Raw genomic sequence first — 14,304 nt, 5'->3', positions numbered from 1 at the left:
CCCCGCCCCGCGAGCGGAGAGCGAGCCGGGTCCGCGACGCCACAGGGCGCGAGCAGGCGAGACAGGAATGCGAGCAGCGGTGCGGAAGATGCGGCTTCGGGGCGGCGCAGGGAAGCCGGGATCACCGGCCGGTTCGAGCGCGGGCACGGGCTCGGCTCCTGGTAAGGGTGCGAGCACGGCCGACGGCGGCGAGGGCGGCCCGGGACGCCGTCCTGCGCGGGTGCGCAACCGGCTCGTCGGGGCGGTGGCCGTCGTGGCCGCCGCGGTCCTCGGCGCCGGCGCCCCCGGCCTCACGGCGACGGCCGACGACGCCACCAGCAGCCAGCAACTGGTCGATCTGGCCCAGCTGAACGTCCGCGCCATCGCCCTGGCGCACTCCCTCGCCGACGAACGTGACGGGATGACCGCCTACGCCGCCGGTCACCGCGGCGCCGCGGCGACCGGCGCCGGGAGCGCGGCGGCCACGGCCACCCGGGCCCAGCGCGACCAGGTGGACCGGCAGATCGACGACCTGCGCACCGAGGCCCGGGACGCCTCGGGCGACACCACCGTCTACGCCACCGCCGCCAAGCTGCTGGCCGCCCTCCCGCAGACCCGTCAAAAGGCGCTGTCCCGGACCGCCTCGGCCGACCAGATCTACGGCGCCTACACCCGGACGCTCCAGGCGCTCGGCGCGATCAGCGACAACATCGCCCGCGGGCTGCCCGCCCGCGCGGACGCCGCCGACGCCGACCTGCGCGCACTGCCCGCGCTGGGCCGCGCCACCGAACAGGCCGCCGGCACCCGTGCCCTGCTGCTGGCCGCGCTCGACGCGGGCGGCAGCCAGCCCCGGCTGACCGCCCTCGCCCAGGTCGCCCACACCCGCGCCCAGGGCGCGCTGGGCGATTTCGAGCAGGCCGCGAGCGCGCGCGCCCGCGACCGCTACGGCAGCACCGTCAACGGCGCGGACGTCACCGACGCCGAGCGCTATCTGACCCGGCTGACCGACCAGCCCCGGCTGGACGCGGCCGATCTGCGGCTCAGCCGCCCGCGGGTGCGCAGCACCCTCACCACCCGTGTCGGGCTGATGCGCGGCGTCGAGTCCGCCATGGCCACGGCGGACGTCCAGCGGCTCGGCGCGCTGCGCGACGACGCGGTGACGGAGCTGGAGATCCGCATCGGGCTGGAGGGTCTGTGCCTGCTGCTGGCCGTCGGCGCCGGCGTCTGGGCGGCCCGCTCGCTGACCCAGCCGCTCGCGGCGCTGCGGATCGGCGCCAAGCGGCTGGCCGCCGACCCCGCGCACGAGGAGCCCCTCGCCTACAAGGGCCGCAACGACGAATTCGCCGCCGCCGTGGGGTCCGTCAACGCGCTGCATGCCCAGGTCGGCGAGCTGGCGCGGCGCACCTCCGAGCTGGAGGGCGAGCGCAAGCGGCTGATCGGCGGCCGGCAGCGGCTGGTCGCCGAGCGCGAGGTGCTCCAGGAGCAGGGCGAGACGCTCAGGGAGGAGATCGCCGATCTCACCGAGCGGCTGGCCGCCCTGCACAGCGGTGTGCACGGCCGGTTCGTCAACCTCTCGCTGCGCACCCTGGGCCTCGTGGAGCGCCAGCTCGGCGTCATCGAGTCGCTGGAGGAGAGCGAGCAGGACCCCGAGCGGCTGGAAACCCTCTTCAAGCTGGACCACTTCGCCGCGCGGATGCGCCGCAACAGCGAGAACCTCCTCGTGCTGGCGGGCGCGGAGCAGCACAGCACCAACCACCAGGGGGCGGTGCCGCTGCTGGACGTGCTGCGCGCCGCGATCAGCGAGATCGAGCGCTACGAGCGGGTGCGCATCCAGTCGCTGCCGCCGCACTCCCAGGTCGCCGGGTTCGCCGCGGACGACCTCAGCCACCTGGTCGCCGAACTTCTGGAGAACGCCACCGCGTTCTCCCCGCCGAACGCCCATGTCGAGCTGTCCGGCTGGCTGCTGGAGAGCGGCGAGGTGATGCTCTCCGTCGAGGACGAGGGCATCGGGATGACCTCGGAGCGGATGGCCGAGCTCAACGAGCGGCTCTGCGACGTCGAGGCCGCCTCGTCCTCGGAGACCATCGACGAGGCGCTGGGCCTGGGGTTGTACGTCGTGGTGCGGCTGGCCGCCCGGCACGGTGTCCGGGTCCAGCTGCGGGACGCCAAGCACGGCGGGGTCACCGCCGTCATCGTGCTGCCCGGCTCGATCCTGCCCACCCGCCCGGCGCCGTCGGGCCCCCCGGCCTCCGCGTCGCCGGACCTGGCGCACTCCCCGGGGCTGCCCGGCTCGGTCGCCGAGGCGAACTCCAACGCGCTGCCGGCGCGGGTGGCGCGCCCGGAACCGGCGGCGCAGGCTGCGGCCCCCGCGTCCCCGGCCCGGGACGACCGGGGCCCGGCCGCCGACACCGAGCGGTCCGACGGCCCCCCGGCCGCGCCGGAGCCCCGCGAGGAGGACACCCCGGCGCCGGCACCCGGCGACGACCCGTTCGTCGCCGCCGCGGAGCGGGCGATCGACGCCGCCGGGCTCGGCGGCCCGGAGGAACCGGCGCCCGAGCCGCAGCCGTCCGGCCCGACCACCTACTCCCCGTCGGAACCGAGCCCGTACGGCCCGCGGTCGCCCGGACCGTACGCCGCCACCACCCATGGCACCGGTGACCACCTCCCGGCCGAGGACGAGGGGCGCCCGGACCCGGCGCCTTCCGTCCCGGCCCCCGGTCCCGACCCGGCCCCCGGCCCCGACGCCGAGGCGCCGCCCGCCGACGCGCCGGAGGCCGGCGAACCGGCCGATCCAGAGACTGCCGCCGCCCCCTCGGGGAAGCGGCGGACGGCCACCGGGCTGCCCAAGCGCACGCCCAAGGTCGTGGCGCAGCAGCAGGCGCCCGCCGCACCGCGCAAGAGCGGTGCGGCAAACGCCGAGGCGCTGCGGCGCCGGCTCGGCGGATTCCAGGCGGGGGCGCGAGTCGGCCGGCGTGACGTCGAGGCCGAAATCGCGGAACGTACAACGGAGCAGACCATCCCACAGACGGAGACCGACGGAGCGGGGGCCCCGGGAGAGAGCCACGTTGTCGAGGAGGCACGCGATTGAACGCGCAAGCGCCCACTGCTTACGGACAAGGCCTGAGCAGCCAGGCACAGAATCTGCACTGGCTGTTGACGAACCTGGTGGACGAGGTGCCGGGCATCCGCTCGGTGGCGGTGGTCTCCTCCGACGGTCTGCTGCTGCTGTCCTCCGACCCCGACCGCACGGACGAGGCGGCACAGCCGGGCGAGCGTGACGGGCCGCGGGGCTCCAGCGCGGATCTGGCCACCATCGTCTCCGGCCTCGGCAGCCTCACCAACGGCGCCGCGAAGCTGATGGAGGGCGGGGCGGTCAAGCAGACGATGATCACGATGGACGAGGGCAGTCTGTTCGTCATGTCGATCAGCGACGGGTCGCTGCTCGGCGTGCATGCCACCCCCGACTGCGACATGAACGTCATCGCCTACCACATGGCGCTGTTCGTCGGCCGGGCCGGACATGTCCTCACCCCCGAACTCCGCAGTGAATTGCGCAAGTCGATGGAGAACGCCAAGTGAGTACTCCCAAACTCCCCGTGCGCGGCGGGGACCGGAAACCCTCGCGCGTGCGGCCGTATTCGCTCACCGGCGGCCGGACGCGATTCGGCCATGTGCTGCTGGTCGAGACCTTCGTGGCCGCACTGGAGGCGCCCGAGGAGCGCCGCGAACTCACCTCCGGGGGCTGGGGTGACCGTGTGATGCCGGAGATGCGGGCGATCGTCGAGATCTGCCGCCGGATGCGCTCGGTCGCCGAGATCTCCGCGCTCCTCAAGATGCCGCTGGGCGTGGTCCGGGTGCTGCTCAGCGACCTCGCCGACCAGGGAAAGATTCGCGTCTACGGCACCGGGCACGGCTCCGGCCGGCCCGACCGCGCGCTGCTCGAAAGGGTGCTGAGTGGACTTCACAGGCTCTGACACGATATCGGCCGGGCCGGCGGCGACCACCGGATCCGTGGGTCAGGCCGACCCGGCGGCCACGGCCGCCGACGCGGGGCTGCAGAGCTGGCAGACGGACCGTGCGCAGGCGCCGATCGCCACCAAGATCGTGGTGGCGGGCGGCTTCGGCGTCGGCAAGACCACGTTCGTCGGATCGGTCTCGGAGATCACCCCGCTCCAGACCGAGGCGGTGATGACCCAGGCCAGCGAGGAGACCGACGATCTGACCGCCACCCCGGAGAAGACCACGACCACGGTCGCGATGGACTTCGGGCGGATCACCCTCGACCAGGAGCTGGTGCTGTATCTGTTCGGCACGCCCGGACAGCAGCGCTTCTGGTTCATGTGGGACGACCTGGTGCGCGGGGCGATCGGTGCGATCGTGATGGCCGACACCCGCCGTCTGGAGGACTGTTTCCCGGCGCTGGACTACTTCGAGAGCTGCGGACTGCCCTATGTCGTCGCGGTCAACCACTTCGAGGGGACCGACTCCTACGACGCGGAGGACGTCCGCGACGCGCTGACCGTCCCGTCGCACGTGCCCGTGGTGATCATGGACGCGCGCCGGCGGACCACGGTCATCCAGGCACTGCTGGCGCTGGTCGGCCACGCCCTGGAGAGCGCCCCCGAGTAACGCCGCCGCAGGAGTCCGCTCCCCGCCGGCGGCGGTCTGCCACCCCCCCCACTTCACCCCCGAACACCCGCAGTAGCAGAGAAGAGTGCCGCCATGCGGAAAATACTCATCATCGGGGCCGGCCAGTCCGGTCTCCAGCTGGCCCTCGGCCTCCAGTCCCAGGGCTATGAGGTCACCCTCATGTCCAACCGCACCGCCGATGAGATCCGCGCGGGGCGCGTGATGTCGACCCAGTGCATGTTCCACACCGCGCTCCAGCACGAGCGCGACCTGCAGATCAACTTCTGGGAGAGCCAGGCCCCGCGCATCGAGGGCCTCGGTGTCTCGGTCGCCGCCCCCGGCAGCCACGAGTCGCCCGAGGGCTCGCAGCGCGCCATCGACTGGGTCGGCCGGCTCGACGGCTACGCCCAGTCCGTCGACCAGCGGGTGAAGATGGCCGGCTGGATGGAGACCTTCGCCCAGCGCGGCGGGCAGCTCGTCATCCACGGGGCGGCCGTCTCCGACCTGGACTTCTTCGCCGGCCGCTACGACCTGACGCTGGTCTCGGCCGGCAAGGGCGAGCTGGTGTCCATGTTCGGCCGCAACGCCGCGCGTTCCCCCTACGACGCCCCGCAGCGCGCGCTCGCCGTCTCCTATGTGCACGGCATGGGCCCGCGCCCCGAGCACCCCGACTTCGAGGCGGTGCGCTGCAACCTGGTGCCCGGCGTCGGCGAGCTGTTCGTCATGCCGACGCTCACCACCTCCGGCCGCGCCGACATCCTCTTCTGGGAGGGCATACCCGGCGGTCCGCTGGACGCCTTCCAGGGCGTCAAGGACCCCCAGGAGCACCTCGCCGTCACGCTGGAACTGATGAAGACGTTCCTGCCCTGGGAGTACGCCCGCGCCACCAAGGCCGAACTGACCGACGCCAACGGCACCCTGGCCGGCCGCTACGCACCCACCGTGCGCAACCCCGTCGGCCGGCTGCCCTCCGGCGGTCTGGTCCTCGGCGTCGCGGATGTCGTGGTCGCCAACGACCCGATCACCGGCCAGGGCTCGAACTCCGCCGCCAAGTGCGCCGCGTCCTACCTGGCCTCCATCGTCGAGCACGGCGACCGGCCGTTCGACGAGGACTGGATGCAGGCCACCTTCGAGCGGTACTGGAACACCGCCCGGCACGTCACCAAGTGGACCAACGCGATGCTGGCCCCGCCGCCGGAGCACATCTTGAACATCATCGGCGCGGCCGGCCAGCTCCAGCCCATCGCGGACCGCTTCGCCAACGGCTTCGACGACCCGTCCGACTTCGAGAACTTCTTCTACGAGCCGGAGAAGGCGAACGCCTACCTGGCGTCGCTGACGGGCTGATCCCTGCGGCGGTGTGCTCCCGGTCCGTGGGGGTGCACCGCCTCAGCGGGGCTTGCGCCAGGGCCACCGGGGCCTGCCGCCGGAGGTCTTGCCTTCCGGGTCGTACTCGTAGCGCCACCCGCTCGGCAGCCCCAGCCGGCCCACCCGCCCCGGCACACGCCGGTAGACATACCGCCGCGGCGGACCCTGGCCGTCGTCCGGCACCGGGACCTCGTAGGTCTTCGGCGGCTGCCCGGTCATGCCGACCAGCACGGGCAGTACCCGGCCGTCCAGCGGCCCGCCGACGAACGGGGTGTTCTCGCTTCGCACGCCGTCAGTCTCCCACCGCCGCCGCGGGGCGGCAGCTCACAGCAGATGCGTGGCGTCGCTCACCACGGGCAGCAGACGGCGCGCCAGTCCGCCGGCCGGGCCGTCGGCGGCCTCCAGCTTCAGCGCCGCCCGGGTCACCCGGGCGGTCTGCGGATCCCGGGCGGCGGTGGCGGTCAGCAGGGCGATGAAGTGGTCGACCAGCCAGTCCCGCAGCTCGTCGAGGCCCGGCTGCTTGTCCTCGTCGAGCCAGATCAGCGAGGCGCCCTCGACGGCCGTGATCCACATGCGCACGGTCATCCGCAGCCGCAGGCCCGGCTCGGGCTCGCCCAGATGCCGCAGGATCTGGTCGGCCGCGGCCCGCCGCACCTCGTCCACGATCGCGCTGGTGCGGGCGGTCTCCACGACGCTGCCGCCCTGGAGCAGCGCGCTGAAGCCCGCGTCGTGTTCGTCGACGAACGCCAGATAGCGGTCCAGCGCGCACGACAGCCGCTGGGTGAGCGGCCCGCTCTCCGGCTCGGCGAAGCAGCGCTCCAGCATGTCGGCCGCGCTGCGCAGCGCGGCCTCGTACAACTGCTGCTTGCCGCCGGGGAAGTAGCGGTAGACGAGCGGCCGCGAGACCTCGGCCGCGTTGGCCACGTCGTCCAGCGAGACGTCCTCCGGGGCGCGCTGGGCGAACAGGCCCAGGGCGGCGGTGAGTAGCTGGCTGCGGCGCTGCTCGACGCTCAGCCTGCGATAGGCGGGTCGGGGTACTGCTGGGGCGGTGCCGCTGCCGTTCATGAACAGCAGCGTAACCGCCTCGGATTCCGCTTCGGACAGGCGCTCGGTTACTGGTCGGTTCACAAGGATCCTTCAGGCCAGCAGCCCTGAGCGGCGCCACAACCTGCGGCCCATGCCACGCAGTACGCCGATGTCGTCCAGGAAGTCGGTCAGCCGCTTCGCGCCGGACTGCATCACCTCACGGCGGTGGCCGCTGGCCTTCACCTGGGCGAGCGCCTCGCGCCGGTCCAGACCGACGTGGGGGTAGACGTCCGGGTTGACGAAGGCGAGGGAGAAGACCCGGGCCGCCTCGCCGGAGCTGACGCGGGTCAACTCCCGCTCCCAGCGCGGCGCGGTGATCATCTGGCGGCGCAGTTCCTCACGGGCGTAGCGCACATGCCGGGCCTCCTCGACGACATGGATGCGGGTCACCCCGCGCACGATCGGCTGCACCCGCTCGTCCGGGAAGGTCAGCCGCTGCATCCAGTCCAGGATCTCCTCGCCGAGCAGGGTGCAGGCGAACGAACCCGGGGTGGTGGAGACCGTCTTGAGGACACGGGCCAGGTTGTGGTGCACCCGCGAGACCGGGTACGCGGGGGTGCCGCCCTTGTGGATCATGCGGGCGAACATCTTGGAGTGCCGGCACTCATCGGCGATCTCGGTGAGGGCGTAGCGGACGTGCGCGCTGGTCACCGGCTTGTCGTAGATGTGCCGCACCAGCAGCTGCATCAGGATGATCTCGAACCAGATGCCCAGCGAGGCGAGCGAGGCGGCCTCGTGCCGGGCGAGGTCCTGCTGCTGCTCCAGGGACATCTTCCGCCACAGCGGGGTGTCGTAGAGCGAGACCAGTTCCGGCGGCCAGAACCACTTGCCCTCCTCGAGGGGCGCGTCCCAGTCGAGTTCGGAGTCGGGGTCGAAGGAGTGCCGCGCGGAGGAGTCGAGCAGCCGCTCGGCGACCTGTTCCCGGTCCTTGAGCAGACCTAGGGCGTCCCGCAGGACCTCGGTGTCCGTCACGGTCATGTCGGTGGGCGCGCTCGTCATGGTGTGGCTACCTCGCTCCTGGGTTACCCGCGTTCACTCTTATGAGACTGCTTGTCAGCAAGCTCGTCAATCCCTCGTGCACGACTTATTGACCCGCCGGTAAGAAACGTGTGAGCCTGCCAACGACCGCCCGTGACAAGGCGTTTGGCGAGCCGAGGAGGCGTCCGTGTCGACCCGAGACCTCTATGTGCAAGGCCCAGGCGACCCCGTGTGGAAGGTGCCCGCCTCCGGCGCGGCCCGCTTCAGCTGGGACTACGACGACGGACGCGACCGGCTGCTCGCGCTCTACCAGAAGGGCAAGGACAAGCAGTGGGACGCCACTTTGCGGATCGACTGGGGCCTGGAGGTCGACCCCCAGGACCCGCTCGGCACCCCGGACGAGTCCATGTCCCTGTACGGAACCAGGTACTGGGACAAAATGACCGAGAAGGACCGTGGCGATCTGCGCCGGCACTACACCTCCTGGCAGTTCAGCCAGTTTCTCCACGGTGAGCAGGGCGCGATGGTCTGCGCGGCCCGGATCGTCGAATCCGTCCCGGACCTCGACGCGAAGTTCTATTCCGCCACCCAGACCATGGACGAGGCGCGGCACGCCGAGATCTACAGCCGCTTCCTGACGGAAAAGATCGGGATGCTCTACCCGATCAACGACAATCTCCAGGCGCTGTTGTCCGACACCCTGAAGGATTCCCGCTGGGACATGCCGTACCTCGGTATGCAGGTGCTGATCGAGGGCCTCGCGTTGGCCGCTTTCGGAATGATCCGCGACACCACCACCAAACCGCTGCCCCAGCAGATCCTCGCCTATGTCATGCAGGACGAGGCACGGCATGTCGCCTTCGGACGCATGGCGCTGCGCGATTACTACAAGCAGCTGACCGACGCCGAACTGCGCGAACGCGAGGAATTCGTCATCGAGGGCTGCTACTTGATGCGCGACCGGCTGCGCGGACTGGAAGTCCTGGAGAACTTCGGCATTCCGCCGAAAGAGGCCGCCGAATTCACCGAGAACTCCGAATTCCTGCACCTCTTCCGGAAGCTGCTGTTCAGCCGCATCGTGCCCTGCGTCAAGGACATCGGGCTGTGGGGCGAGCGCCTGCAGCGCGCCTATGTGGACATGGGCGTCTTCGAGATGGGCGACTCCAACCTCGATCTGCTGATGGCCGAGGACGAGGAACTCGCCGAGAAGCTGGACGCCGAGCGCTTCGCGGCCGAGGAACAGGCCCGTACGGCCGAGGTCGCGGCGGCCATCGCGGAGGGGGCGGCGCAGGACTGACCGGCGGCAGGGGACTGACCGGCGGCGCAGGACTGACCGGCGGCACGGGACTGACCGGCCGGGCAGGTGCCGGCGGGACAGGGCCGGCCGGTCGGTCCCCTGTCACCGGCCGGCACGCCCCGCCCCGGATCAGGAACTCAGCGCTTCCCCGACCGCGCCAGCCATCGCCCCTCGTGCCGTGAGACCTCGATCGGCCGGCCGAAGCAGGCCGTCATCCGCGCCCCGGTCAGCACCTCGTCCACCGGGCCGCGCGCCTGCACCCGGCCCTCGCGCAGCAGCAGGGCGTGGCCGATGGCCGGGGACAGCTCCTCCAGGTGATGGGTGACCGTCACCGTCGGCAGCTCCGGCCGCCCCGCGGCCAGCCGGTGCAGCGCGTCGATCAGATCCTCGCGGGAGGGCAGGTCGAGCGCGTTGAACGGCTCGTCGAGCAGCAGCAGCCGGGGCTCGGCCATCAGCGCGCGGGCGATCAGGATCCGGGCCCGCTGGCCGCCCGAGCACACCCCGTACGGCCGGTCCGCCAGCTCCTTGCAGTCCAGCTCGGCGAGCAGCTCATGGGCGCGCTCACGGGTGGCCCCGTCGTACTTCCGCCACAGCGGCTGCACGGTGCCGGTCGCCCCGGTCAGCACGACGGTGTGGCCGGTCGCGTCCTGCGGGACCTTCTGCGCGCCGGAGACCAGGCCGATCGCGGCGCGCAGTTCGCGCACGTCCACCGAGCCGAGCCGGTGGCCGAGCACCTCGACGGTGCCGACGGTGGGGAACATCAGCGCCCCGACGAGGCGCAGCACGGTGGTCTTGCCGGCGCCGTTCGCGCCGAGCAGCGCCCAGTGCTCGCCGGACCGTACGGTCCAGTCGACGGCGTCGAGGATGACCTGCCCCGTGGTGTGGCGGCGGACGCCGACGCCCTCCAGGGCGGCGATCACGCGGGCGGCTCCCGGGGCCGGCGGCGGTGCGCACGGCGCGGGCTCCGGGGACGGCGAAGGCTGCGGAGTGGTCATCGCCGCAGACTAGCTGCGTATGACACCTTTCTGCGGGCGGTGTCCGATGTGTGGACCCCCGGGGCCGGGCCCGGGGGCGGTTACGGCCCGGTCAGCCCCAGCAGGGCCCGCACCCGTGCGTACTTCTCCGTCAGCCGCTGCCGGGTCGGTGCGTCCAGCACGGCCAGCCGCTCCGGATCGGCGTTGTGCGCGAGATCCGACTCCTTGATCAGCAGCGCCCCGGGGGTGGCCAGAATGCGCGCGGTGTACTCCTCGAGCGGTTCGTCCGCCCACTTGGTGACCGCCAGGATCATCGCCTTGACCGCCTGGCTCAGCGCCGCACCGGCCAGCCACGCACGGCTCAGCGCCCCGTCCTCGATGGCGTCGTGCAGCCAGGCCGCGGCGATCTGCTCCTCGCTGCCGCCCCGCTCCCGTACGCCCGCCGCGACCGCGGCCAGATGCTCGGCATAGGGGCGGCCGGCCTTGTCGGTCTGGCCGGAGTGCACCCGCCGGGCCAGCGCCTCCACCTCGGCCAGGGACAGCATCGGGGGCGGAGCCGGTTCCATGGGCGGGATCGCATCAGCCATACGGCCATTGTGACCCGGCGGCGGGGCCGGGTGAAGGCGGGTCCGCCGGCCGGCTCACGGGCACGGTGCCACCTCGCGCCGGGCCGCACACCGGCCGAGTCCCGCCCGGCCGGGCACCGCCGGGCAGCCGCCCCGTCCGCCCCGTCCGTCCCGCCGGCGGACCTCATCCCAGCGCCGCCGCCATCACCGCCTGTGCGATCGGCGCCGCACTCCCGCCGCCGCTGATGTCCGCGCGGTCGGCGGCCGCGTCCTCGACCACCACGGCCACTGCGACGGCCGGCTCATAGCTGTCCCTCGCCCGCGCCCAGGAGATGAACCAGGCGTAGGGCATGCCCTCGTTGTGCACGCCGTGCTGCGCGGTGCCCGTCTTGCCGCCGACCGTGACGCCCTTGACGGCGGCGTGCCGGCCGCTGCCGTGCGCGACGACATCGACCATCATCTCCTGGAGCAGCTGGGCCGTGACCGGGCCGATCACCTGGCGGGTGGCCGGGCGCGGGCCGCCCTCGACCAGGAACCCCCGGGCGTCGGTCACCTTGTCGACGAGGTACGGCGGCGCCAGCCGGCCCCCGTTGGCGACCACCGCCGAGACCATCGCCATCTGGAGCGGTGTGGCGGCGGTGTCGTACTGGCCGATGGCGGACAGCGCGACCTGCGAGGGATCCATCCGGGTGTCGAAGTTGCTCGGCGCCACGGGCGAGGGGATCCGCAGCCGGCGGTCGTTGAAGCCGAACTTCCGGGCGGTGTCGGCCATGCCGCGCAGCCCGACCTCGGCGCCCAGCCGCGCGAAGACGGTGTTACAGGAGGCCCGGAAGGCATCCTTGAGCGGGGCGTCGGCACACCCCTTGGCGGCATTGCCGAGCCGGGTGGCGGTGCCGGGCAGCGGATAGGGGTCGGGGGAATCCGTCGGGGCGTCGATATCGGTGACCTTGCCGCTCTCCAGCGCGGCCGCCGCGGTGACGACCTTGAAGGTGGAGCCGGGCGGATAGGTCTCCCACAGGGCCCGGTTGAGCATCGGCCGCCGCTCGGCACCGTTCAGCCGGCGCCAGGCCGCGCCGGCCGCCCTGCCGTTGCCGGACAGCTCACCCGGGTCGTACGACGGCGTACTGACCAGCGCCAGCACTCTGCCGGTCTGCGGCTCGATGGCGGCCACCGCGCCCTTCTTGTCCCCGAGGCCCTCGAACGCCGCGCGCTGCATCCGGGGGTTGATGGTGGTGTGGACGATGCCGCCCGGCCGGTGGGTGCCGGTGAGACGGTCCCACCAGGGGAAGGTGGCGAGCCGGTCGTCGGCGCCGGAGAGCACGCCGTCCTCGGCGCTCTCCAGCAGCGAGGTCCCGTAGATCTGCGAGGAGTAGCCGGTGACCGGTGCGTACAGCGGGCCCTCGGTGTAGCTGCGCTCGTAGCGCAGCCGCCCGCCGCTGTCCCGGGAACCGGTCACCGGCCGGCCCGCGACGAGCAGGGCGCCGCGCGGCTGCGCGTAACGGGCGATCGAGGTGCGACGGTTCGCCGGGCTGGTGCCGTAGTGCCCGGTCTCGAAGATCTGCACCCGGGCCGCGTTGACCAGCAGCGCGACGAGCAGCAGAAACGAGAAGGCGGCGGTGTGCCGGATACAGCGGATCACCGGCCGGCCTCCGGGGCGGAGGCGTCATCGGCGGGGGCGGCCGGTGCAGCGGGGGCGGCCGGTGCGGGGGGCAGGGCCGGTGCGGACGAAGGGGAGGACGGGGCCGACGGGGCCGACGGGGGCCGGCTCCGGGCCGGGGAACCGGTCGGTTTCAGGAAGCCCACCACCCAGCTGCCCGCCCCGAACAGGCTGTCCCGCCCGGCCAGGCTCCCCGCCCCGCTCCCGCCGTGCGCCGCCGCCTCGTCGGCCGGCCGGCTGCCGGCCGGGTCCGCCGGAAGCCCCGCCGCCGCCCTCCCCGCCCCGGCCTCCGGGCTCCCCGCCCCGGCGTCGCCCTCCGCGCCGCTCTCCTCCTCCCTCGGCATCCGCGCCCGGTTACTGATCCGCAGCAGCAGCGCGACGATGATCCAGTTGGTGACGACGGAGGACCCGCCCTGCGCGAGAAACGGCATCGCCATCCCCGTCAGCGGGATCAGCCCCATCACCCCGCCCGCGATGACGAAGACCTGGAGGGCGGGCAGCGCCGCGAGGCCCACGGCCAGCAGGCTGCCGAACGCGTCCCGCAGACCGAGCGCGGCCCGGTAGCCGCGGGCCACCAGCAGCGCGTACAGCAGGAACAGCGCGGTCAGCCCGGCCAGCCCGAGCTCCTCGCCGAGCGTCGCCAGAATGAAGTCGGACTTCATGGCGAAGCCGATCAGATACGAGTGCCCCTGGCCGAGGCCGGTGCCGAACATCCCGCCGGCCGCGAACGCGAACAGCGACTGGGCGAGCTGACCGGGCCCCTGGCCCGCCGCGATACCGGCGAACGGATGCTGCCAGTCCTCGACCCGGCCGTGCACATGCGGCTCCAGCGTGCCGACGGCGGCCGCCCCGATGCCCGCCAGAAGCAGCCCGACCGCGATCCAGCCGGTCCGCCCGGTGGCCACGTACAGCAGCACGACAAAGATCCCGAAGAACAGCAGCGAGGTCCCCAGATCGCGTTCGAGGACCAGCACGGCCACGCTGACCAGCCAGATCGCCACGACCGGCCCGAGCACCCGGCCGGCCGGCAGCTGCAGCCGCCCCATACTGCGCCCGGTGCGCGCCAGCACGCCGCGGTTGGCCGCAAGGTAGGCCGCGAAGAAGACGGTGATCAATACCTTGGCGAACTCACCCGGCTGAATGGAGAATCCGGCGAGCCGGATCCAGATCTTCGCCCCGTTGACGGCGGGGAAGAGGATCGGCGAGGCCATGAGCAGCAGCGCGAGCCCCGCACAGCGGGCGGCGTGGCGCTGCAGCCTCCGGTGGTCGTCCAGCAGCACCACCACCGCGATGAAGAGCACGAAACCGACCGTCGACCACATGAGCTGGGTGGGCGCGGCGTGGTCCGCCGGGGTGTCCAGATCGAGCCGGAAGATCAGCACCAGCCCGAGCCCGTTGAGCAGCACCGCGGTGGGCAGCAGCAGCGGATCGGCGTACGGCGCGCGGAAGCGGACGGCGAGATGCGCCAGCAGCGCGAGCCCGCCGAGCCCCGCGCCGTACCGCAGCGCACCGCCCGGCAGCGCATGCCACCGGGCGAGCCCCACGACGACGTACCCGCAGACGCTGATGAGCACGGCGCCGGCCAGGAGGGCCAGTTCGACGCCGCGTCGCCTGGGCAGTAGCGGCAACGGTGGGGGAGTGTCCAACGGGCGCGCGGCGGCCGCCCTTGCCATTGCCGTCATGCCTGGCAACGTAGCAAGCGGCGGCCGCTATTTCCGTTATGTCGGATACGGCGTCCGGGGCGTCCGTGGCGTCCGGGGCGCCCACACC

Annotated in this window: 12 protein-coding genes and 1 pseudogene; 6 read left to right on the top strand and 7 right to left on the bottom strand. The window is 72.7% G+C overall.

Annotation, left to right across the window (positions count from 1 at the left end):
* Nucleotides 1-220 precede the first annotated feature (220 nt).
* The 5 genes from OIU81_RS11390 to OIU81_RS11370 all read left to right on the top strand — a co-directional run bounded on the left by OIU81_RS11390 (nt 221) and on the right by OIU81_RS11370 (nt 5,955).
* A complete protein-coding gene (locus OIU81_RS11390; RefSeq protein WP_329146458.1) occupies nt 221-3,067 on the top strand; it encodes a sensor histidine kinase in 2,847 nt (948 codons plus the stop codon).
* Nucleotides 3,064-3,558 carry a roadblock/LC7 domain-containing protein gene (locus tag OIU81_RS11385; RefSeq protein WP_329146456.1) on the top strand — a complete coding sequence of 165 codons (495 nt, stop codon included), beginning with the start codon at nt 3,064-3,066 and terminating at the stop codon, nt 3,556-3,558. Before OIU81_RS11390 ends, OIU81_RS11385 begins: the two co-directional genes overlap by 4 nt.
* The gene (locus OIU81_RS11380) at nt 3,555-3,953 is read left to right on the top strand and encodes a DUF742 domain-containing protein (RefSeq protein WP_329146453.1); all 399 of its coding nucleotides are present in this window, start codon (nt 3,555-3,557) and stop codon (nt 3,951-3,953) included. The genes OIU81_RS11385 and OIU81_RS11380 overlap by 4 nt, the downstream gene beginning before the upstream one ends.
* 37 nt (nt 3,954-3,990) lie before the next feature.
* A complete protein-coding gene (locus OIU81_RS11375; RefSeq protein WP_443073971.1) occupies nt 3,991-4,608 on the top strand; it encodes a GTP-binding protein in 618 nt (205 codons plus the stop codon).
* Between the two features lie 93 nt (nt 4,609-4,701).
* Nucleotides 4,702-5,955: a styrene monooxygenase/indole monooxygenase family protein gene (locus OIU81_RS11370; RefSeq protein WP_329146451.1), complete on the top strand. Its 1,254-nt coding sequence runs from the start codon at nt 4,702-4,704 to the stop codon at nt 5,953-5,955.
* Nucleotides 5,956-5,997: 42 nt separating this feature from the next.
* Here OIU81_RS11370 and OIU81_RS11365 read toward each other — a convergent pair whose 3' ends face one another.
* The 3 genes from OIU81_RS11365 to OIU81_RS11355 form a co-directional block, all read right to left on the bottom strand.
* Complete coding sequence (locus tag OIU81_RS11365; RefSeq protein WP_329146449.1) at nt 5,998-6,264, bottom strand: hypothetical protein; 267 nt, start codon at nt 6,262-6,264, stop codon at nt 5,998-6,000.
* A gap of 36 nt (nt 6,265-6,300) precedes the next feature.
* On the bottom strand, nt 6,301-7,041 hold the full coding sequence (locus OIU81_RS11360; RefSeq protein WP_329146448.1) for a TetR/AcrR family transcriptional regulator: 741 nt from the start codon (nt 7,039-7,041) through the stop codon (nt 6,301-6,303).
* Between the two features lie 72 nt (nt 7,042-7,113).
* Nucleotides 7,114-8,061: an AurF N-oxygenase family protein gene (locus OIU81_RS11355; protein WP_329146446.1), complete on the bottom strand. Its 948-nt coding sequence runs from the start codon at nt 8,059-8,061 to the stop codon at nt 7,114-7,116.
* A gap of 166 nt (nt 8,062-8,227) precedes the next feature.
* On the opposite strand from OIU81_RS11355, the gene OIU81_RS11350 reads away from it, so the two are divergent.
* On the top strand, nt 8,228-9,337 hold the full coding sequence (locus OIU81_RS11350) for a ferritin-like domain-containing protein (RefSeq protein WP_329146444.1): 1,110 nt from the start codon (nt 8,228-8,230) through the stop codon (nt 9,335-9,337).
* Between the two features lie 137 nt (nt 9,338-9,474).
* On the opposite strand, the gene OIU81_RS11345 is transcribed toward OIU81_RS11350, so the two are convergent.
* The 4 genes and pseudogenes from OIU81_RS11345 to OIU81_RS11330 form a co-directional block, all read right to left on the bottom strand.
* Entirely contained in the window at nt 9,475-10,257 is a 783-nt protein-coding gene (locus OIU81_RS11345; RefSeq protein ID WP_329155040.1) for an ABC transporter ATP-binding protein, read from the bottom strand.
* A gap of 155 nt (nt 10,258-10,412) precedes the next feature.
* The gene (locus tag OIU81_RS11340; protein WP_329146442.1) at nt 10,413-10,898 is read right to left on the bottom strand and encodes an HD domain-containing protein; all 486 of its coding nucleotides are present in this window, start codon (nt 10,896-10,898) and stop codon (nt 10,413-10,415) included.
* 163 nt (nt 10,899-11,061) lie between these two features.
* Nucleotides 11,062-12,516 carry a penicillin-binding protein 2 gene (locus tag OIU81_RS11335; RefSeq protein ID WP_329146440.1) on the bottom strand — a complete coding sequence of 485 codons (1,455 nt, stop codon included), beginning with the start codon at nt 12,514-12,516 and terminating at the stop codon, nt 11,062-11,064.
* 314 nt (nt 12,517-12,830) lie between these two features.
* Nucleotides 12,831-14,207 (bottom strand): annotated as a pseudogene (locus OIU81_RS11330) (FtsW/RodA/SpoVE family cell cycle protein); the annotation flags it as partial.
* Nucleotides 14,208-14,304 lie beyond the last annotated feature (97 nt).

Origin of the sequence: Streptomyces sp. NBC_01454, assembly GCF_036227565.1 — a bacterium.
GTDB lineage: Bacteria > Actinomycetota > Actinomycetes > Streptomycetales > Streptomycetaceae > Streptomyces.
Note: the sequence above shows the minus strand (reverse complement) of the source record. Positions and strands in the feature narration are given on the sequence as shown.